The 20,923-nt window shown below is 64.0% G+C and carries 20 protein-coding genes; 5 read left to right on the top strand and 15 right to left on the bottom strand.

The window, feature by feature from the left end:
* Positions 1 to 9: 9 nt before the first annotated feature.
* From AC1RKI_RS19825 to AC1RKI_RS19815, 3 genes are all read right to left on the bottom strand, one after another.
* Positions 10 to 1,284 (bottom strand): YeaH/YhbH family protein, encoded by a 1,275-nt coding sequence (locus AC1RKI_RS19825; RefSeq protein ID WP_150981197.1) that lies wholly within the window; start codon positions 1,282 to 1,284, stop codon positions 10 to 12.
* A gap of 82 nt (positions 1,285 to 1,366) precedes the next feature.
* Entirely contained in the window at positions 1,367 to 3,289 is a 1,923-nt protein-coding gene (locus tag AC1RKI_RS19820; RefSeq protein ID WP_061956922.1) for a PrkA family serine protein kinase, read from the bottom strand.
* A 984-nt stretch (positions 3,290 to 4,273) separates the two neighbouring features.
* Positions 4,274 to 5,188 (bottom strand): SDR family NAD(P)-dependent oxidoreductase, encoded by a 915-nt coding sequence (locus AC1RKI_RS19815; protein WP_061956921.1) that lies wholly within the window; start codon positions 5,186 to 5,188, stop codon positions 4,274 to 4,276.
* A 134-nt stretch (positions 5,189 to 5,322) separates the two neighbouring features.
* On the opposite strand from AC1RKI_RS19815, the gene AC1RKI_RS19810 reads away from it, so the two are divergent.
* Complete coding sequence (locus AC1RKI_RS19810) at positions 5,323 to 6,225, top strand: LysR family transcriptional regulator (RefSeq protein WP_244789047.1); 903 nt, start codon at positions 5,323 to 5,325, stop codon at positions 6,223 to 6,225.
* Between the two features lie 24 nt (positions 6,226 to 6,249).
* Here AC1RKI_RS19810 and AC1RKI_RS19805 read toward each other — a convergent pair whose 3' ends face one another.
* On the bottom strand, positions 6,250 to 7,281 hold the full coding sequence (locus AC1RKI_RS19805) for a tripartite tricarboxylate transporter substrate-binding protein (protein WP_423782045.1): 1,032 nt from the start codon (positions 7,279 to 7,281) through the stop codon (positions 6,250 to 6,252).
* A 287-nt stretch (positions 7,282 to 7,568) separates the two neighbouring features.
* Here AC1RKI_RS19805 and AC1RKI_RS19800 point away from each other — a divergent pair, with 287 nt between their 5' ends.
* The 3 genes from AC1RKI_RS19800 to AC1RKI_RS19790 are packed head-to-tail and all read left to right on the top strand — an operon-like array spanning position 7,569 to position 11,007.
* A complete protein-coding gene (locus AC1RKI_RS19800; protein WP_061956935.1) occupies positions 7,569 to 8,738 on the top strand; it encodes an acyl-CoA dehydrogenase family protein in 1,170 nt (389 codons plus the stop codon).
* Positions 8,739 to 8,754: 16 nt separating this feature from the next.
* Complete coding sequence (locus AC1RKI_RS19795; RefSeq protein ID WP_150981200.1) at positions 8,755 to 10,128, top strand: MmgE/PrpD family protein; 1,374 nt, start codon at positions 8,755 to 8,757, stop codon at positions 10,126 to 10,128.
* 18 nt (positions 10,129 to 10,146) lie between these two features.
* Entirely contained in the window at positions 10,147 to 11,007 is an 861-nt protein-coding gene (locus tag AC1RKI_RS19790; protein ID WP_492796735.1) for an HTD2 family dehydratase, read from the top strand.
* Between the two features lie 82 nt (positions 11,008 to 11,089).
* Here AC1RKI_RS19790 and AC1RKI_RS19785 read toward each other — a convergent pair whose 3' ends face one another.
* The 7 genes from AC1RKI_RS19785 to AC1RKI_RS19755 form a co-directional block, all read right to left on the bottom strand.
* Positions 11,090 to 12,637 carry an acetolactate synthase large subunit gene (locus AC1RKI_RS19785; protein WP_492796774.1) on the bottom strand — a complete coding sequence of 516 codons (1,548 nt, stop codon included), beginning with the start codon at positions 12,635 to 12,637 and terminating at the stop codon, positions 11,090 to 11,092.
* A 45-nt stretch (positions 12,638 to 12,682) separates the two neighbouring features.
* A complete protein-coding gene (locus AC1RKI_RS19780; protein WP_061956918.1) occupies positions 12,683 to 13,432 on the bottom strand; it encodes a GntR family transcriptional regulator in 750 nt (249 codons plus the stop codon).
* 172 nt (positions 13,433 to 13,604) lie between these two features.
* On the bottom strand, positions 13,605 to 14,630 hold the full coding sequence (locus tag AC1RKI_RS19775) for a VirK/YbjX family protein (RefSeq protein WP_492796733.1): 1,026 nt from the start codon (positions 14,628 to 14,630) through the stop codon (positions 13,605 to 13,607).
* Between the two features lie 492 nt (positions 14,631 to 15,122).
* A complete protein-coding gene (locus AC1RKI_RS19770) occupies positions 15,123 to 15,326 on the bottom strand; it encodes a CsbD family protein (RefSeq protein WP_061956917.1) in 204 nt (67 codons plus the stop codon).
* Positions 15,327 to 15,421: 95 nt separating this feature from the next.
* Positions 15,422 to 15,994: a hypothetical protein gene (locus AC1RKI_RS19765; protein ID WP_150981255.1), complete on the bottom strand. Its 573-nt coding sequence runs from the start codon at positions 15,992 to 15,994 to the stop codon at positions 15,422 to 15,424.
* 336 nt (positions 15,995 to 16,330) lie between these two features.
* Positions 16,331 to 17,107: a substrate-binding domain-containing protein gene (locus AC1RKI_RS19760; protein ID WP_061956916.1), complete on the bottom strand. Its 777-nt coding sequence runs from the start codon at positions 17,105 to 17,107 to the stop codon at positions 16,331 to 16,333.
* Between the two features lie 213 nt (positions 17,108 to 17,320).
* Positions 17,321 to 17,761: a MarR family winged helix-turn-helix transcriptional regulator gene (locus tag AC1RKI_RS19755; protein ID WP_061956915.1), complete on the bottom strand. Its 441-nt coding sequence runs from the start codon at positions 17,759 to 17,761 to the stop codon at positions 17,321 to 17,323.
* 135 nt (positions 17,762 to 17,896) lie between these two features.
* Here AC1RKI_RS19755 and AC1RKI_RS19750 point away from each other — a divergent pair, with 135 nt between their 5' ends.
* Positions 17,897 to 18,649 carry a hypothetical protein gene (locus AC1RKI_RS19750; RefSeq protein ID WP_492796730.1) on the top strand — a complete coding sequence of 251 codons (753 nt, stop codon included), beginning with the start codon at positions 17,897 to 17,899 and terminating at the stop codon, positions 18,647 to 18,649.
* Between the two features lie 98 nt (positions 18,650 to 18,747).
* On the opposite strand, the gene AC1RKI_RS19745 is transcribed toward AC1RKI_RS19750, so the two are convergent.
* From AC1RKI_RS19745 to AC1RKI_RS19730, 4 genes are all read right to left on the bottom strand, one after another.
* On the bottom strand, positions 18,748 to 19,590 hold the full coding sequence (locus AC1RKI_RS19745) for a hypothetical protein (RefSeq protein WP_492796728.1): 843 nt from the start codon (positions 19,588 to 19,590) through the stop codon (positions 18,748 to 18,750).
* A gap of 157 nt (positions 19,591 to 19,747) precedes the next feature.
* Entirely contained in the window at positions 19,748 to 20,152 is a 405-nt protein-coding gene (locus tag AC1RKI_RS19740; protein ID WP_407648884.1) for a Na+/H+ antiporter subunit G, read from the bottom strand.
* Between the two features lie 4 nt (positions 20,153 to 20,156).
* On the bottom strand, positions 20,157 to 20,432 hold the full coding sequence (locus tag AC1RKI_RS19735) for a K+/H+ antiporter subunit F (RefSeq protein ID WP_061956913.1): 276 nt from the start codon (positions 20,430 to 20,432) through the stop codon (positions 20,157 to 20,159).
* On the bottom strand, positions 20,417 to 20,920 hold the full coding sequence (locus tag AC1RKI_RS19730) for a Na+/H+ antiporter subunit E (RefSeq protein WP_492796725.1): 504 nt from the start codon (positions 20,918 to 20,920) through the stop codon (positions 20,417 to 20,419). Before AC1RKI_RS19730 ends, AC1RKI_RS19735 begins: the two co-directional genes overlap by 16 nt.
* Positions 20,921 to 20,923: the final 3 nt, after the last annotated feature.

Here is a 20,923-nt window from a genome sequence, read left to right as displayed (position 1 = left end):
CGTGCCCCGCTACCTCGAAGGCCAAGCGGCCCGCTTCTGGAAGAGGTCGTGCAGCACGGGATAGATCTCGTCGGCACCGATGATGCGCTGCATCGCAAAGTGCTCGAACTGACTCTTCACCGTGAGGTACTCCTCCCACAGGTTTTGCGGCTCTTCCGAAGCGACCTCTACATATGCGTAGTACTGCACCAGCGGCAGGATCGATTCGCGCAGCAGGCGGCCGCACAACTCCGAGTCGCCGGCCCAGTTGTCGCCGTCCGATGCCTGGGCGCAGTAGATGTTCCACTGGCTTGGCGGATAGCGGTCATGAATCACTTCCACCATCAGCTTGAGCGCGCTCGAAACGACGGTACCACCGGACTCGCGCGAATGGAAGAAATCCTCTTCTTCCACTTCCTTGGCGACCGTGTGATGACGGATGAACACCACGTCGATGCGTTCGTAATTGCGCTTCAGGAACAGATAAAGCAGCATGAAGAAACGCTTGGCGAGATCCTTGCGGCTTTCGTCCATCGATCCGGAGACGTCCATCAAGCAGAACATCACCGCCTGCGCCTGCGGGCGCTTCTTGAGCACGCGGTTGTTGTACCGCAGGTCGAGCTTTTCGATAAACGGCACCCGGTCGACCTGCGCACGGAGGTGCCGCATCTTTTCCATCAGCGCCTCGGCATGCGCCGAATACGGACCCTCTTTCTCCAGCGTCTCGTTGTATTCGATCTCGAGTTCGTGCAGCCGCTTCAGATACGGGCTCGACAGCGCGATACGCCGCCCGAGCGAGCTGCGCATGGTGCGCAGGATCGACAGATTGGATGGCGTGCCGTCGATGGAAAAACCGGCGCGCACCTTGCGCACTTCGGCAATCTTGGCGAGATGACGCTTGGCCAGGTCCGGCAGCGCCATATCCTCGAAGAAGAAATTCAGAAAGTCTTCGCGCGACAGCGTAAAGACGAAATCGTCCTCACCCTCGCCGCTGTCGCTGGCGCGCGATCCGGTTCCACCGCCGCCCTGCTGCTGACGGTCGAAGCTGTCACCCTTGACGAACTTCTTGTTGCCCGGATGGATCCACTCGCGCCGTCCACCCTGGCCGTGATGAAAAATCGGCTCCGTGATGTCCTTGACCGGAATGGACACTTGGCCGCTTTGCTCGATGTCCATGATCTTGCGGCCGGACACCGCCTTCGCCACCGCCTGCCGGATTTGCTCGCGGTAACGCTTGATGAAGCGTTGCTGATTGACAGCGCTTTTGTTGCCGCCGTTCTCGCGCCGATCGATGACCGTAGCCATAAGCCGTTCGCCCGCCTTGTTGAGGCGTCCTCATGAGACCATGAGGACGCCATGGATGAAGGACATCGCGTCCGCAGACTGCCTACGACGACTTCCTGACGCGCAGGTACCACTCCACCAACAACCGAACCTGCTTCGGTGTATAGCCTTTTTCGACCATACGGTTGACAAAGTTCTCGTGCTTGTCCTGGTCTTCCCGCGAAGACTTGGCATTGAACGAGATCACCGGCAGCAGATCCTCCGTGGTCGAGAACATGCGTTTCTCGATCACCATCCGCAGCTTTTCGTAGCTGGTCCACACCGGATTCTTGCCGCCGTTGTTGGCCCGCGCGCGCAGCACGAAATTGACGATCTCGTTGCGGAAATCCTTGGGATTGGAAATGCCCGCGGGTTTTTCCACTTTTTCGAGCTCGTCGTTGAGCGCGTTGCGATCGAGGATTTCACCGGTATTCGGATCGCGGTACTCCTGGTCCTGGATCCAGAGATCGGCAAACACCACGTAGCGGTCAAAGATGTTCTGACCGTACTCGGAATACGACTCCAGATAGGCCGTCTGGATTTCCTTGCCGATGAATTCCACGTACGGCGTGGTCAGGTACTCCTTGATATACGACATCAGCTTGGCTTCCTGCTCCGGCGGAAACTGCTCGCGCTCGATCTGCTGTTCGAGCACATAGAGCAGGTGCACCGGATTGGCGGCCACTTCGGTGTTGTCGAAATTGAAGACCTTGGAAAGCACCTTGAACGCAAACCGCGTGGACAGGCCGTTCATGCCTTCGTCAATGCCGGCGTAGTCGCGGTATTCCTGGTACGACTTGGCTTTCGGATCGACATCCTTGAGGCTCTCGCCGTCATACACGCGCATCTTCGAGAAGATGTTCGAGTTCTCGGGCTCCTTGATGCGCGTAAGCACCGCGAACTGCGCCATCATCTTGAGCGTGTTCGGCGAATTCGGCGCCGCCGACAGCGAACTGCTGCGCAGCAGCTTGTCGTAGATCTTCACCTCGTCGGACACGCGCAGGCAGTACGGCACCTTGACGATATAGATCCGGTCGAGGAAAGCCTCGTTGTTCTTGTCGGCCTTGAAGGTCTGCCACTCGGCCTCGTTCGAATGCGCCAGGATGACGCCGTCGAACGGAATCGCGCCAAAGCCTTCCGTTCCCTTGTAGTTGCCTTCCTGCGTCGCAGTCAGCAACGGGTGCAGAACCTTGATCGGCGCCTTGAACATTTCAACGAACTCGAGCAGGCCACGATTCGCCAGGCACAGGCCGCCGGAATAGGAATAGGCATCCGGATCGTCCTGCGGGAAATCCTCAAGCTTGCGAATGTCGACCTTGCCGACCAGAGAGGAAATATCCTGATTGTTTTCGTCGCCAGGCTCGGTCTTCGAGATCGCGATCTGCGCCAGCACGGATGGGCGCAGCTTCACCACGCGGAACTTGGTGATGTCGCCATTGAATTCGTGCAGACGCTTGACCGCCCACGGCGATGGGATGGTATTCAGATAGCGCCTTGGAATGCCGTAGTCCTCCTCCAGAATCTTGCCGTCCTCGTCGGCCGAAAACAGCCCGAGCGGCGATTCATGGATAGGCGAGCCCTTCAGCGCGTAGATCGGAATCTCTTCCATCAGCGCCTTGAGCTTCTCGGCCAGCGACGACTTGCCGCCACCGGGAGGCCCCAGCAGATACAGGATCTGCTTGCGCTCTTCCAGGCCCTGCGCCGCGTGCTTGAAGAACGAGACGATCTGCTCGATCGTGTCCTCCATTCCGTAGAAATCACGGAACGCGGGATAGACCCGGATCACCTTGTTGAAGAACAGTCGGGACAGGCGAGGATCGTGGTGGGTATCCACCAGTTCAGGCTGTCCGATTGCGGCGAGCATACGCTCCGCAGCGGTCGCATAGGCAACAGGATCCTTCTTGCAGATCTCCAGGTACTCCTGGATGCTGTATTCCTCTTCCTTGCGAGCTTCGAAGCGCGTGGCGTAGTGGCCAAAAATGTCCATACCTCACTCCCGTCAGAGTCCCACGTCCGAGGCGAAGGTAGTTCTACTCCCCTAAGACCTCGCGGCAATCTTGCGTTCCGCCACCCCGGCTTGGTGGAGTTGCCAAGTTGCGAAGTCCTTACTTCATCATAGTCAAATAACGGCAGATGTGAGGTTGGCGTTGACTGCGGTTGCTGTCTGTTCAGTCACTGCGCTACACACTCATGAAGTGCACGCGATGCACTGAAACGCTCGCCTTGCTCACCCCGCTGCGACGGGCCATTGACCATGCTTGTGACACACATTACACCTTTACCGCGCATCGTGCACAGCGTGTTGTGTAACCACATTGCAATTCCAGAATCATCCGACAAGCGCTGTCGGCAACGGTCCTACACGCATGTCATGACTGTGCATCAGCCGCATTCGTTCGGCCATCGTGCAAACGCATGATTTGCAGGTAAAACTCATATCGATCTATGCCGGACTCACGTGCGCTTCAGCGCGTTCGCATCCGCACACCCATCGCGCCGTGCGCGCCGCCGCAAGCGCCAAATCCCCCCACCGGCATCATGGATGGCTAGCGCCTGAATACGACGCGCTGCGACGTATTGCCGCGTCTTGCCTGCCGATGGATTGCCGCTGCTTTCCCGCTCATTCGCAATGCGTCATCCAACCGCACTAGCTTGAGCTCGGCCTGCCGGTCGCACAAATCAGCACTGTCTATGCCCGAGTGCCAACGCGCAATGTGCCAGCGCGCGATTGCCGATCACACAGTCATTCACACGCTTCACACCTCACGCGCACTCGCACACTCGCGCACCGTGTTGGACCACGCAGACCTGACGCGCCCTGGCTCGCGCCGTCTGCCACGCACCCTCCAGGTGCGCAGTCGGCAGATCGCTGGCGCAGCGCCGGCGAATCCAACGTGATGGAAGGAATGAGCAGAATGCGTGCCACGCCGCTTTGCTGCACTGCAACGCGGCGCGGGCCGCAGGGGCTGGTTTAGATTGGGTCCCAGTTGATGACGTCGGGCGAGCGCTCCAGCTTGAAGAAGCTGCTGCGCATGGCCGGCATGGCGATTTCCGCGACCGATTCAGGCGTCCAGCCCTCGCTGGTGTGCACCGAGCGCACGGGACGCGGCTGGCTCATCAGCATGATTTCATTCGCGCGCACGGCAAAGATCTGGCCGTTGACTTCGCTGGCGGCGGGACTGGCCAGGAACACGGCCACCGGCGCGATCTTGCCAGCTTCCATCTTCTGCAGGCGCAGCACGCGCGCCTTTTCCTCGGGCGTTTCGGCCGGGATCGAACTGGTCATGCGGCTCCACGCGAATGGCGCGATGCAGTTCGAACGCACGTTGAAGCGCGCCATGTCCAGTGCGATCGATTTGGACAGCGCAGCGATGCCGAGCTTCGCCGCCGAGTAATTGGCCTGCCCGAGGTTGCCGATCAGCCCCGAGGTCGACGTCATATGCACATACGCACCGCTTTCCTGATCCTTGAAATAGTTGGCGGCGGCGCGGCTGACGAAGAACGTGCCGTGCAGATGCACGTCGATGACCGATCGCCATTCTTCCTCGTTCATCTTGAAAAACATGCGGTCGCGCAGGTTTCCCGCGTTATTGACCACGGCGTCGATGCGGCCGAACTGGTCGAGCGCGCACTGGACGATGGCATTGGCGCCGGCCCAGGTCGACACGCTGTCGGTATTGGCCACCGCCTCGCCGCCGGCCGCGCGGATCTCCTCGACCACGCGCTGCGCGGGTCCGGCATCGCCGCCCTCGCCGCTCATCGACACGCCCAGATCGTTCGCCACGACCTTGGCACCGGCTGCAGCCATGCCCAGCGCAATACCGCGCCCGATGCCACCACCGGCGCCCGTCACCACCACTACCTTGCCTGCCATCATTCCACTCATTGCTGCCTCCTTGGCTGCCAGTTTTCCGGATTCGGGAACGTACCCGTTCTATTGCATGGCCGCATAAGATAAATTGGCGCCCGAGATTTTGGAATTCATGAATGACAAAAGTGGGCTTCGCGCTCACTGAACCCATGCACTACGACCTGACCGACCTGCGCCTTTTTCTAAACGTCGGTGAAACCGAAAACCTTACCCGCGCTGCGGAACGCACGTTCCTTTCGCTGCCCGCCGCCAGTTCGCGCATCAAGCAGCTCGAGGAAGCGTTCCAGACCCAACTCCTGATCCGTCAGGTCAAAGGCGTGCGGCTGACGCCGGCCGGCGATGAACTGCTGCGCCACGCGCGTGAAGTGTTCCGCCAGCTGGAATGCCTGCATTCGGACCTGCGGCCCTATGCCAAGGGCGTCAAGGGCCGCGTGCGGCTGCTGGCCAATACCACGGCCACCAATTCCTTCCTGGCCAACGCGCTTTCGCATTTCCTGTCCGAAAACCCGGACGTGGACGTCGAGCTTGAAGAACACCTGTCGGCCGATATCGTGTCGGCCATCGGCAGCGGTGCTGCGGACCTTGGCATCGTGGCCGGAGAGGTTGCCACCGCGGACCTCGACACCATGCAGTTGTGCAGCGACGAGCTGATCGTGATCGCGCCGGTCAATCACCCGCTGCCCGCGTTCAAGGCGCTGCATTTTGCCGATCTGCTCGACACCTGCCGCTTCGTCGGCCTGAACCAGTCCTCGGCGATTCAGACGTTTCTGGACCGCATTGCCAGCGGCATGGGCAAGCGCATCAGCCTGCGCATACAGGTGGGCAGCTTCGACGCGGTGTGCCGCATGGTGGAGGCCGGCGCGGGCATCGCCATCGTGCCCAACAGCTGCGCGCGCCGCTACGCCAGCCGCAAGGTGCTGCGCTTCATCCGGCTCGAAGACGACTGGGCCCGGCGCGAACTGCGGCTCGTGCGCCGGCCCGGCCGGGAGTTGCCCCAGTTTGCCGAGACGCTGATCCAGTACCTGGTCGACGCGGCGCGGCAGCCAGTGTAGGCGGCGCCAGCGCACTCTAGAACGTCAATCGGCCTTCACGCCGGCTGCCTTGATGATCGGCGACCACTTGTCGATTTCCGACGACAGCCACGTGCGCAGCCCTTCCGGCGTTTGCTTGTCTTCGGGCACGATCACCGCGCCCAGGTCCTTCATGCGGGCCACCACGGCAGGATCCTTCAGGGCCACACGCAGCGCGCCGTTGAGCTTGTCGATCACGGCGGGCGGGGTGCCCTTGGGCGCATAGATGCCGTGCCACACCTTGACCTCGAAGCCCTTCAGGCCGCCCTCGCGCAGCGTCGGCGTGTTGGGCAGCGCCGCAATGCGCTCGGCCGTGGTCACGCCGTAAAGCTTGACCTTTTCCGCCTTGATATGGGGTAGCGTCTGCGTGGTCTGGTCGCACAGGATATCGACCTGACCACCGAGCAGCGCCGTCATCGCCGGGGCGGTGCCCTGATAGGGAATGGTCTGCAGGTCCACGCCGATTGCCTTCTGGAACAGCATCCCGCAAAGCTGAGAGACCGCGCCGAGGCCGGCATTGGCCAGATTCACCTTGGCCTGGTTCTTCTGGATGTAGCTGACCAGCTCGGCCAGGTTGTTGGCCGGCAGGTCATGACGGCCAAGCAGCGTCATCGGCACGTCCGCCACCTGGCCGACAAACGTGAAATCGGTGAGCGGCTTGTACGGCAGTTTCGAATACAGCGCCGGCGCGGTGGCCATGCCGTTATGGTGGATCAGGATCGTATAGCCATCGGGCGCGGCTTTGGCCACGTACGCGGCGGACACGGTGCCGCCCGCGCCTAGCCGGTTCTCCACCACCACGCTCTGCCCCAGCGATTTCGACATGGCCGCCGCCACCGAGCGCGCCACCACATCCGTAGGCCCACCCGCCGCAAAAGGCACCACCATGGCGATCGGCCGCGACGGATAGGCGTCCGATGCGTGCGCGCGCCCTGGCAAGGCCGTCATGGCGGCCACCGCCAGCGCGGTGCAGGACATCGAGAGCGCGGCGTGGCGAAGACGGGCGGCAATGGGATGGGAAAGCCGGGATGCGGTCATGCGTGGTCTCCTGTTGGCGCGTGTGTCACGCGTCCGGTTATGGGTGGAATCGGCGGGAAATCATTCGGGTTCATCCCGTGATGCGCAGCGTGAAAGCAATCGCCCCGGCGCACAATTCCGATTTGCCGAAGGCTGGACAAGGCGCCAGAAAAGTCGCGGGATAACCCTGAGCCAGGCTGGCGCCACGTCCCTATGCCGGCACGAAAGCCGCGCTTCGGCAAAAGCGAATGTTGCTGCCGCGGCGGCTCGGGAATAATGGCCTCACCCCGACATTCATGGACATTGCCATGCCCGCAGCACAGGACCAAGACCAGATTTACCCGGAAATCCGCGAGGCCGTACGGGACCTCTGCCAGCAATTCGATTCGGCCTATTGGCAACGCATCGAGGAACAGAACGCCTTTCCGGAGCAGTTTGTGCAGGCGCTGACCCAGGCCGGCTGGCTCTCCGCGCTGATCCCGGAGTCCTACGGCGGCTCCGGCCTGCCGCTGACCGCCGCGTCGGTGATCATGGAAACCATCAACCACAGCGGCGGCAACTCCGGCGCATGCCATGGCCAGATGTACGTGATGGGCTGCCTGCTGCGCCACGGCTCCGACGCGCAGAAAGAGCGCTGGCTGCCGGGCATCGCCTCGGGAGAGCTGCGCATGCAGTCGATGGCGGTGACCGAGCCCACCACGGGCACCGACACCACCAAGCTCAAGACCACGGCCGTGCGCAAAGGCGACAAGTACATCATCAACGGGCAGAAGGTGTGGATCTCGCGCGTGCAGCATTCCGACCTGATGCTGCTGCTGGCGCGCACCACACCGCTGGATCAGGTGAAAAGAAAGTCCGAAGGCTTGTCGGTCTTCGTGGTCGATCTGCGCCAGGCCATCGGCAACGGCCTGACCGTGCAGCCGATCCGCAACATGGTCAATCACGAGACCAACGAGCTGTTCTTCGACAACCTGGAAATTCCCGCGGAAAACCTGATCGGCGAGGAAGGCAAAGGGCTCAAGTACATTCTCGACGGGCTCAACGCCGAGCGCATCCTGATCGCCGCCGAGTGCATCGGCGACGGCTACTGGTTTGTCGACCGCGCCAGCAGCTATGCGCGCGAGCGCATCGTATTCGACCGGCCGATCGGCCAGAACCAGGGCGTGCAATTCCCGATCGCGCGCTCGTTCGTCAACGTGGAAGCGGCCAGCCTGATGCGCTACAAGGCCGCGCAATTGTTCGATGCGGGCAAGCCGTGCGGCAAGGAAGCCAACATGGCCAAGCTGCTGGCGGCCGATGCATCGTGGGAAGCAGCCAACGTGTGCCTGCAGACGCATGGCGGCTTCGGCTTCGCCGCCGAATACGACATCGAACGCAAGTTCCGCGAAACGCGCCTCTATCAAGTCGCGCCGATTTCCACCAACCTGATTCTGTCCTACGTGGCCGAGCACGTGCTGGAACTGCCGCGCTCGTTCTGATACGCCCGACATCCCCATGCCCAACGATACCTACCCGACCCGGCAGCTCTGCGACTTCATCGCGCAACTGAAGCTGGACGATGTGCCCGCGCCCGTCATCGAGCGCACCAAGGACCTGTTCCTGGACTGGATCGCCTCGGCCATCGCCGGCAAGGACGCCCCGGCCGTGCGCCGCATCCAGGAGTTTGCCGCCGCGATGGGCCCGAACGGCGGCGATGCGGAAGTGCTGGTGGACCGCCGCCGCACCTCGCCCTACTTTGCTGCGCTGATCAATGGCGCGTCGTCGCACGTGGTGGAACAGGACGACGTGCATAACGGTTCGGTGCTGCATCCGGCCGCGGTGGTATTCCCGGCCGTGATGGCCGCCGCGCAGGCCGAAGGAAAATCCGGCGCCGATGTGCTGCTGGCCTCGATCGCCGGCTACGAAGCAGGCATCCGGATCGGCGAATTCATGGGCCGTTCGCACTATCGCGTGTTCCACACCACGGGCACGGTCGGCACGCTGGCCGCCGCCGCGGCCGTGGCCAAGCTGTTCGGCCTCGATGCGCAAGGCATCAACCAGGCGCTCGGTTCCGCCGGCACCCAAGCGGCCGGCTTGTGGGAATTCCTGCGCGATGCCGCCGATTCCAAACAGCTGCACACGGCGAAGGCCGCGGCCGACGGCCTGCAGTCGGCATGGCTCGCGCGCGCCGGCTTCACCGGTGCGAAACAGATTCTCGAAGGCAAGCAGGGCATGGCCGCCGGAATGTCCAGCGACGCAAACCCGGCCGCGCTGACCGATCGTCTTGGCACGCGTTGGGCCACCGCCGAAACGTCATTCAAGTTCTTCGCCTCGTGCCGCCACACGCATCCGGCGGCCGATGCGCTGAAGGCGCTGATGCAGCGCGAATCGCTGCATGCAGACCAGATCGCTGCGGTGACGGCCCACGTGCACCAGGGCGCCATCGACGTGCTGGGCCCGGTAGTCAATCCCGTCACGATCCATCAGGCCAAGTTTTCGATGGGCACGGTGCTGGGGCTGGTGGCCGTGCACGCCCATGCCGGGCTGGCAGAGTTCGAGCAGCACGCCTTGCAGGACACCCGCATCGCCGCGTTCTGCAATAAGGTCACGATGGTGCTGGACGAGGAAATCAACAACGCATATCCGCGTCAGTGGATTGGCCGCGTGACCGTGCAGACCACCGACGGCCGCACGCTCGAAGCCCGCGTCGACGTGCCGAAGGGCGACCCGGACAACACGCTGTCGCGCCCCGAACTGGAAGCCAAGGCGATCCAGCTGGGTGCATTCCGGCACGGCGCCAGCGAAGCGGAGATGCGCGCCATCATCGCCCGCGTATGGCGGCTGGAGCAGGAACGCGACGTCACCAACTGGCTGCCCGCGGGCCGCTGAACGATCCATGGAATCACGATGAGCACACCCACTCTGGAACAACTGCGCGAATGGATCGGCCGTTCGGAAACGCGCACCGAGACGCTGGCCCCCGAGCCCGTGCACGCGCTGGCCGCCACCTTCGATCTGGACGGCAACGCCATCGCCGCGCAGCCGCTGCCGCCGCTGTGGCACTGGCTGTATTTTCTGCCGCGCGCGCCGCAGCACACACTGGGCCAGGACGGCCATCCGGCGCTGGGCGGATTCCTGCCGCCGGTGCCGCTGCCGCGCCGCATGTGGGCCGGCGGCGAGTTGAGCTTCCAGCGCGGCCTGCGCGTCGGTGAAACCGTGACCAAGACGTCTACCATCACCGATGTACAGCACAAGAGCGGCCGCACCGGCGAGTTGTGGTTCGTGACGGTCACGCACGACTACAGCGTGCAGGGCGAGACGCGCCTCAGCGAGCGGCACGACATCGTCTACCGCGCGATGCCCGAGAAAGGCCAGCCGCAACCGCCGCGCCCGCGTATGGAACACACCGCGCAGTTCGGCCGTGCGCTGCAGGCCGATCCGGTGCTGTTGTTCCGCTTTTCCGCGCTGACTTTCAACGGCCACCGCATCCACTATGACCTCGATTACGTGCGCGATGTGGAGGGCTATCCAGGACTGATCGTGCATGGCCCGTTGCAGGCCATGCTGACGCTCGAATTACTGCGGCAGGAACGGCCCGACGTGCGCGTCAAGCGCTTTGGCTTCCGCGGTCTGGCGCCGCTGTTCCACCAGGACACGGTCACCGTCGGCGGCAGGGACGATCCCGACAACGCTGCGCGCGTGATGCTCTGGACCGGCGACGACGCGGGCGGTCAGGCCATGACCGCCTGGGCCGAAATCGAACGCTAAGCGGTGCAGCGCGCGGGCCGCGGGTGCTCGGCATACCCTCTTCCGACGCGCGACATGCACGCGCCGGAAGAGGCACCGCGCCTCAGATCACCAGTTCGATCAGGAACGGGCCCTTGCGCTGGTTGGCCGTGCGGAACAGGTCGTTGAACGCTTCCATGTTGTCGGCGCGCGCGGCTTCCACGCCCATGCCGTTGGCCAGCTTGACCCAATCCAGGTCGGGATTGCCGAGGTCGAGCATGTCGAGCGCGGTCTTGCCCGGATTGGCGCCCACGCCGGCCAGTTCACCCAGCAGGATCGCGTACTTGCGGTTGGCCAGCAGCACGATGGTGACGTCGAGACGTTCCCGCGCCATGGTCCACAGCGATTGCAGCGTGTACATGCCCGACCCATCGGCCTGCAGCGCCACCACGCGACGATCGGGCGCGGCGATGGCCGCGCCGGTTGCCAGCGGCAAGCCGGCACCGATCGCGCCGCCAGTCAGCTGCAGCCAGTCGTGCGGCGCGGCATGCACGGTGCCTGGATAGAACGCCCGGCCGAAGCTCACGCTCTCTTCCACCACCACAGCGTGCTCGGGCAGCAACGCGGTCAGCGATTGCGCCACGGCTTCGGACGTCACCGCGCCGCGCGCGGTCTCGGCCGGGGCAGATGTCGAACCGGAAGCCGGCAGCGCGGCATTGCGTGCGCCAAGTTCATCGGCCAGTCGCGCCAGCGCTTCGCCCAGATCTTCTTCGGCGCGCGCCAGCACGTGGATCGCCGCATCCTCGGGATACGGCCGCGGCGACTTGCCCGGATAGGCAAAGAACGTGACCGGGGCGGGCGCACCCACCAGGATGACGTTACGAATGCCGGCGAGCTTCTGGCGCGCAGCGTCGCCCGAATACGGAATGCGGTCGACGGCCAGGCGTCCGCGCCCGCGCGACACGCGCGAGTTCGACATCGGCGTAATAAGGCGCGCATCGGTCGCCGCGGCAATGCGATGCGCGTCGGCCAGCGCGGCTTCGCGCAGCGCACTGCCAGCCAGCACGATCAGCGTCGGCTGCCCGCTGCGCAGGATGCGCGCGGCGTTCTGCACCGCGTCGGGCGACACCTTCGGCACGGGCAGGTCTGGCAGACGCGCCGCAACCTTGCCACCGGCATCCCAGCACACGTCGGACGGCAGGATCAGGCTGGCCACGCCGCCCGGTGCCGAACGCGCAGCCTGCACGGCCACCGCGGCATCCGCGCCGACGGAGGCGGCATGCGTCGCGGTGCGCGTCCACACCGAAACCGGCCGCGCCCAGCCTTCGGTGTCGGCGGTCAGCGGCGCATCGAGCGGCCGGTGGTAGGTCGCCTGGTCGCCGATGATATTGACCACCGGCGTCTGCGCACGGCGCGCGTTGTGCAGATTGGCCAGGCCGTTGGCCAGGCCCGGGCCGCAATGCAGCAACGTGGCGGCGGGCTTGTCGGCCATGCGCGCGTAGCCGTCGGCCGCGCCGGTCACCACACCCTCGAACAAACCCAGCACGCAGCGCATGCCGGGAATGCGATCGAGCGCGGCGACAAAGTGCATTTCGCTGGTGCCGGGATTGGCAAAGCAGGTGTCCACGCCGCAGGCAAGCAGTGTCTTGACCAGGCTCTCCGCACCGTTCATCGATTCTTGTGTCTCCATCTTGGGGTTCCGTGTGGTTGGCGGTTGTCAGGAAAGTGGGGCTAGCAGATCGAAATCCAGGCACACGTACTCGGTCGGAAATTCGATCCGCGCGTAATAGACGATCACGTTGTCGACGCAGGCGAAGCGGCGCAGCTCCGCGACGGGCGCGCCCACGGCAAGCTCCAGCGCGCCGGCCGATTGCGCGCCCGCGGCGACGATCGACAGGCGCTGGCGCGCAGCGTTGACCTTGAGGCCCGGAAAGCGATCCAGCACCGGCACCGATGCGCCCTGCCGGAACGCCTCGGGCTCGCGTGCAAAGACGTCGGCGGCGATATAGACCTCGCCGACCGCGAATGGGCGTCCCGCCGAGCGATGCGCGCGCCGCAGAAAGTGATAGGCGGGGGCTGGTTGGCCTTCGCACGGCATGCCCAGATCCTGTGGCAGTGCCACGTCGGCGGTGGATTCCACCATTGCTTCGGTGGAAAGCTGGTCGCCGACGGCGACGGCCTGATCCCAACTGACCGGCAGCGACAGTTGCCGCCGTTCGCGCCCGGCGGCCTTGACGAACGTGCCGCGCCCGCGCGAACGCGCCACAAGCCCTTCGGCATCTAGCTGGGATATCGCGTGATGCATGGTCATGCGCGCCACGCCGTACTGGCGGCATAGCACATCGAGCGACGGAATCCGCTCGCCTAGGCGCCATGCGCCGCTCTCGATCTGGCGGCGAAATATCGTGGCGAGTTGCAGGTAAACCGGCTCGCGGCTGCGGGAAAGTAATGCGGTGGCGTCCAGCATGCACAGGCGCGCTCATGCCGGGCATGAAGCGCGATCTAGGTCGATACCGGACTCTAGTGAAAGTCTAGGTGGCTAGACTACTAGGGTTTACCGCCGCATCGTTCTGTCGTGCAGACAGCACATGGCGTGTATGACGTCTCTCATGGCTGCGCGCGGGTGGTGCGCGACCCCTTCACGCCGCCGCGTAGACCATCGGTGGCGATGCCGCGTCGTTGCGCGCCGGCTCGCTGTCGGCTTGCAGGGCGTGACGCACGGTCGCCTGGATCGATTCGGCCCTGGCCTGCTTGCGCCGCCATGCCGAACGCTTCTTCGACGCGATCTCGGCGATGTCGCGCTGCGGCTGATGCACGGGCACATCGACATTGCCGTCGGGCCGCACCGTACCGTGGTATTCCTGCCAGAAGCCTTCGTAGTCCGCGTGGATCTCGCGCGGCGTACGCCGCTGGCGGCCAACATGATTGGCGCGCGACACCGCGACAATGCGCCGCGCACCGATCTGCCCGGCCAGCGCAAGCAACGCTTCCATCGCCGCATCCTTGGGACGAAGACCGTCGCAGGCCTTGGTGGCCGCGCGAATCCACTCGCGGCTGTCTTCGTTCATCGGTCCCTGCAGGCCGCCGATGAAGATCTCCGGACCGTGCGCGCCACGACGCAGATAGAAGCTCAACTGCGTCAGGCTTGCGCCCGTTGCCGTGTCGATCCAATAGAACGCCAGTTCGCCTTCCTTCGGATTAGGGCCGGAATCTGCCAGGCGCAGCGCGTAGCGCCCATCGGCGAACGCCCAGTCGATACCGCCGGATAGATAGATGCGGTCACACACGCAAACCGGCAGCGCGGCGTGCATGGTGGCGTAGTGCTCCATCACCAGCCGCGCGCGCTCGGCAAAGCCCATGCCCAGCGCGCCAAGCGGCCGGAATGGCTTTTCCAGCACCAACGGGCGCGCGGTCACCACGCGCTGCAGCAGCGCACATGATGCCGCGGCCCGCAGCCATGGCTGCGCGGCGTCGGCTTGCAGCGCCGATAGTGCAACCAGCTTGGCGCGGCGCGGCAACCACTTGCGGCTGCCCGCCGGGTAACAGAACGTTGAAACCGACGCGACCGTCGCCAGATAGCGCACGTAATGCGACGGAAAAAAATCGAAAAGCCCCCCTGCGCGGGCGTGAAGAAGCGCTTGCAGACAAGCGATTGGTCCTGGCACGACTTGATGCTCCCCTGGATGGCGCGCCTGTTCTCTAGTGGAACATGGTCGCGCAGATAACCCTTTTCCGGCATTCGCGCCCGCGGCGCGCCGGCTGGCCTGCCCGTCTTGTCATGTGCGTGGGGATGCGGGCGAGGCTCGTAATATTCCGTAACGCTTTGAAATAATACTGGTTGACACCGGTTGGCAATATGCACGGAATCCCGGATTTCCCGGGCGTTTCCCAGACATTTTTTTTAAATTGTCGACGCGGTTTTGTAACAGGGAACGGATATGCCAGTACGTCTGCGGCCGCAACGCCTACATGAGGGGTTGACAATGGGGAATCTACCAAGGACGCAGCAGGATCCCGTCATATCGGCCTGAGCACAGACAAAAAAACGGCGGAGCCGAAGCTCCGCCGCCGTCCGTCACGCGTGTCCGCGCATGACGCGTGTGTGGACCCGATCGCCGGCGTGACGCCGGCTTGCCGATCGGGCCCGATACGCCGGGTTACCAGCGCGTATCGCGCTCCCAGGCCTTCATTTCTTCCTCAGCCCGTTCCTTGGTATAGCCATAGCGTTCCTGAATCCGGCCCGCCAGTTGGTCGCGCTTGCCGTTGATGACAGTGATGTCGTCGTCGGTCAGCTTGCCCCATTTTTCCTTGATCTTGCCCTTCGCCTGATCCCACTTGCCTTCGATCTGATCCCAGTTCATATGTGGCTCCTGATTTCGGGTGAGTGCTGGTCCACGCGGTGCGCAGACCAGCCGGTGCATTACCTATATCGAGATCGTGCTGCGCACGGATCCCATTACTTGGCGTACTTGGCCTTTACGTTGGCCTGGCACTTGTCCTTGGCATCGCCGGACATTGCGTCGCACTTTTCCTTGTCGGCCTTGTAGGCGGCGTCGACCGTGTCCTTGCGCGCGTCGGCGCGGGCTTCGGCCACATCGGTGCTGGTGCCGGTGGCGGCAGCCTTTTCGACCTTGGCGGAGCCCAGAGCGCGTTCATGCGAAGCCTTGGCTTCCTTCACGCACACGTCCTTGTCGTTGCCCTTCTTGTCATCGCACATTTCCTTGGCCACGTCATAGTCGCGGTCGGCCTTGGTCTTCATGGCTTTGGCATGGGCCTTCTCGGTGCCGTCGCGCTTGGCTTCGGCGTTGGCCTTGGCCACGTCGCGGTCGCGCTTGGCTTCTGCCTTGCACACGTCCTTGGCGTTACCGGACATGCCGTCGCACTTGGCGGCGGCCGTCTTGTAGTCGGCGTCGGCCTGCTTCACGGCAGCGTCGTAGTCGGCCTTGGAACCGGCCTGCGCGTAGGCGAAGCCCGCCGGCGCTGCTACCATCATCGAACACACTGCGGCGGTCAGCCATTTCTTTGCGATCATGTCGTGCTCCTTCTCTTGAAGTGGATTATGGTCAGGCCCGCGACTGCCGGCTTGCCCTTCACAAGCCGGTTTGCGTTGTGGCCTTGCTGTAGTTGAAGGTTACGTTTTTGCCCCTGACCCGAGCAGAAGACCCCTGCTGAAACATTCGTAAGACAATTCCCACAACGTCACTTTTTGTCCCGGCAGGTGCGTCGAACTGTGCGCCCCAATGAAAAAGGGCCGGCAATCACGCCGGCCCCGAGCAGGACCCCACCGCAAAAAATCGCACGGTCGATAAAGCCGCCGCTACGGCTGGCGTACGCCACCGCACCACGGCCGCACCGTAACGCGCAATCAGTTCGATACGGAATCGAGTCCCGTGTCGCGCACCACTGGCTGTGCCGCCGGCGACGCGAGATAGTCGAGCAGCGCCTTGGCCTGCGCTGGATGTGCGGCATGGATCGGCACACCGCCGGCAAAGCGCGTGACCGACTGCACTTCTTCGGGAATCCGCCCAACAAACGTCACGCCCTTCACGGGCAACAGTTCCGCCACCTGCTGAAAGCCGATTTCGTACTGGCCATCGGCCACCACCGATGCCACGGGAATTTTCTGGATCTTGCGCGCCTTGGCAGCGAGCGCATCGGGCTCGCCCAGCTTCTTGAACAGTTCACGCTCCACATAGACGCCGCTGGCGCTATCTGAATAGGCGATCGATTTCGCCTGCGTCAGCGTGCGGCGCAGCGCGTCGACGGTGCGAATGTCTGGCACGGTCGCCCCCGCGCGCACCACCATGCCGATCCGCGAATCGGCCAGCTCAACCCGCGATCTGGCATCGACCACGCCCTTGCGAATCAGATCGTCCAGCGCATAGCCGACCATGATGACCACATCGGCCGGCTCGCCGCGCGCCAGGCGATTGGGGATGGCCTCGGGCGACTGCCCCATCGACGGCCCATGCTCGGTGGCGAGCTTGTTGCCGGTCTCATCGGCGAAGCGCGGCGCCAACGTCTGATACGCCGCGGTGAAACCGCCTGAAATCATGACGTGGACAGCATCGTCCTGCGCGAACGCCGTCGACGCCAGCAAGGATGCCGCGACGGCCCCCGCCACCACCCAGTTTTTTGTCATCGTTTGGATCTCCCGTGTCCCGCCGGAGCGACGCCCGGCCCCGCACGACTATAGATAGCGCCACGCGGTGCAGCCAAGTCATATTGAGTGAATGCGCCTTCACTGACCGTGAAGTGAAAGCCGCGCGCCGTGTGATGGCGTAGAGCTGGCCGTGGCGTTCGCAGCCGATTTCGTCGTGCGGCAGCGCTGAGCCAGGCCGCGCCCGCCGCCGGCTCACGCGCCGTCAGTAAATTTGCGCAGCAAGCGCACGAAATCGGCGAATTCTTCCGCGCTGAAATGGCGCAGGCGATGGTTGAGCACATCGGGCGCGATCTGCGGCAACTGCATGGCGATGTCCCGCCCCTTGTCGGTCAGCACCAGATGCACGACGCGCCGGTCCTCGGCGCTGCGCTGGCGCTGCAGCAAGTCCTTTCTTTCCAGCTTGTCGAGCATGCGGGTCATCAGCCCGGTGTCGATGCCCAGCAGCTTGCTGATCTCCAGCGGCGTGCTTGCCGCGCCGCGCGCCAGCGACAGCAGGACGCCCATCTGCTGCGCGGTGATATCGAGATGACGCAACGCCGCATCCATCTCCATCAGCAGGCCGCTGCGCGCACGGTTCAGATGGAAACCGACACTTTGCGTGAGCTCGAAGTTTTCGCGTGTGTAGTGTTTCACGGCATCTCTGGCAGATCGTGACATCGCAATGTATCGGATGCATCCGGAAATGAAAAGCGGGTGATCTGCCGCACGCCGTGGCGCGTGCAAGAATCCGGTTGGCCGCCAAGCACCGGCGGCCCTACACTGGCGTCCATGAATTCCCGCACCGATCCCGATTCCGCACGCGACGCCCTGACCTCGTATTTCTGGAGCACGCTGGCCGATGACACGCTGCGCAGCCGAAGCGTCAGCGATATCGTGCTGAGCGGCACGCTCGACATCCCCGCCGCAAGCGCGCGGCTAAACGCCGACTGGGCGCGCGAAATAGCCACCCATCTTGCGCTGGGCCCCGGCGACGTCGAGCAAATGCCGCTGGCGCGCGCGCGTGCGCGCTGGCCCGAGTATTCGCGCTGCGTGAAAGCGGCGTCCGATTGGGCGGCCGCGCGTGGGCTGCCCAATCTGCTGGCTGGCAGCGACGTTGCGTTGATGGCGTGTCGCGGCGCGCGCTATCACCACGACGGCGAACAGTACGGCGAATCGGCGTTCTGCAATCTCTTCGTCAGCGAAGACAAAGGGCAAGTGGTGCATTTTCCGGCACTGGATCTGCGCATTCCGCTGACGCGCGGCACGGTACTGATTTTCGACACCTGCCAGCCGCACGCGGTGATTCCGCGCGACGGCACGGGTTTCCATGCCGGCGACTTTCCGGTCGATCAGGATGGCACGCAGCTATTTCTGACGTGGGAGCTTCCCGTCGAAGACCCGCGCGTCGCGCAGGCGTTGCGGATCGCATTCGACGTCGAACCGCCCGCGCATGACGACGCCGGCCTGCTGCGCGGCGGCGCGCCGGCCAGCGTGGACCCGGAATCCGGTTGCTGGCGCGACGCGGCGCGCGAAGGCGCATGAAGCATGCATACCGCCAGAAATGAGACCTGCCACGCACCGGCGTGTCGACCGGCACGTGACCTGCGGCCCGGCTGATTTCGGCGGCTGATTTCGACGACTTACCGCGCAGGCGGCAGCATCGACACCGACGCAGCAGGCGTGGTGGCCGGCCCGGCCGCGGGAGCGGCGGGTGCGGGCGTAGCGGCGGGTGCACCCGATGCGCCGCTGGCCTTGCCGTCGCCGCCGTCCTTGCCTGCCGCGCGCTGGGCGTTGCCCTCAGCCACCTCGAACTTCGCCACGTTCGGATCCTGCTCCGTGGCATCGGAGATGGCGACGATCTTGCGGTCGAAGATGTTGACGCCCGTGAACACGACCACATCGCCAAGACGCGGCGTGAAGGCGATGTATTCGCCTTCGTCGAGCACGAGGTTGCCTTTGACCTTCAACGGCTGCTTGACGAAGGCGTACTGGCCGCCCACGTACATCCACTTGGCGGGATCGCGCAAGGTCTTGCCAGCCACGTCGCGCAACATCACGTCGACGCTGCGCCTGAGCGACTGCTCCAGGGCCTGCTTCAGCGGCTGGCCTGAATCGCTGAGCCAGCCGTTGTCGCCGGCGAATGGCCGCGCCTGCGCGCTGGCCGAGATATAGCGGCTGCTCCAGACTTGCGCACCGGTCGCGTCCTTGAGCGTGGTCTTCACCACCACGTAGGGACGCACGTCGGTGTCGTTCACATAGCTGAGCACCACGAATGGCAGCAGCGTCAGTTGCGGCGTGCCCGCGATACCCGGGCCAAACTTCAGCTTGCTTTGCGCGTCCGCGGCGATACCGTCCTTCACGAGCTGCTCGGTGGCCGACACCAGATCGTGACTGCCCAGCGCTTTGTCGTCGCCCAGCATCGACTTGCCTCGCTCGGCGTTGATCGCGCTACCCACAAGTACGCCTAGTGGCCCGAACAGCATCGACGCACGCGCCAACGTGTGGAGGGTCGTCCGGAAGTGGGGTATGTCGCCGCGACGCAACGCTGTGCAGCGGAGCTGAACAAGGCTCGTAAGATCCAGCCGGCAAAAACGTATGGCGACGGGGGATCGATCCACCGCCACTGGCAAGGGCACCGCGCTAGCGGTCTTCGCCAGCCGCCATGACCGCTTCCGCCGCATCGTCGTCGGCGTTGGCCACGGAGCGATCGGGCATCCAGGCGCGACCGCGCGTGCGATCGATCACGGGCAAGCGCTGCTGGATCGCGGCCTTGGCCAGCATGTGCGCGCTGATCGGCGCTGTCAGGAACAGGAACGCCGTCACCAGGATCTCGTGCAGACTCAGGCCGCTGCCGCGCGTGCTGAAATAGACCACCGAAGCCAGCACCACGCCGCCGACGCCAAGCGTGGTGGATTTGGTCGGTCCATGCAGGCGCATGTAGAAGTCGGGCAGGCGTGCCAGACCGATGGCGCCAATCAGCGTGAAGGCACTGCCGATCAGCAGCAGCGCACATACGATGGTTTCGGCTACGGGATGCATGTCCATGCTCCTACTTCAGCTCGATGATGTCGCCGCGCTGCAGGTATTTGGTCAGCGCCACGGTGCCGATAAAGCCGGTCACCGCGATCAGCAGTGCGATCTCGAAGAACAGCGTCGAATCGATCACCATGCCGTACAGCACCAGCAGCGCGATCGCGTTGATCGACAGCGTGTCGAGCGCAATGATGCGGTCGGGCAGGCCCGGCCCGCGCAGCAGGCGGTACAGCGTCAGCACAAAGGCAAGGCCCAGCATCGTCAGTGCAATCGGAATCACGACGGCAAGCATACGAATATCTCCTTCAATGGCGCTTCATAGCGCGACTTGATCGTGTCGACCAGCGCCGCTTCATCGCGCAAATGCAGCACGTGGATCAGCAGCGTGCGACGGTCGTCGCTCAATTCAGCGCATAGCGTGCCAGGACTGAGCGATACGATGCTGATCAGCGCGGTCAGCGCCATCTCGTGCTCCACGTCCAGCGGCAACTGGATAAAGGCCGGACGCAGGCGCCCGATTGGCCCCAGAACAAGCATCGCCACCTCGATATTGGCGTGCACGATATCGAACAGCACATGCGCGGCCAGCCGCGCCATCAGGTCCGGGCGACGCAGCGATACGGGACGCAGCCACAGCCGCTGCCCCACCATCAGCGCGATGCCCCACCCGAGCAGCGCGCCCAGCAGCAGTTGCGCGACCGAGAGATCGTTGACCAGCAGCAGCCAGATAATCAACAGCACCAGGCTCAGCCACGGATGCGGGAACCATCGTTTCAGCATCGC

The sequence above is a fragment of the Cupriavidus sp. GW822-FHT06G04 genome (assembly GCF_058799075.1).
This window is presented reverse-complemented; position numbering and strand designations above follow the sequence as displayed.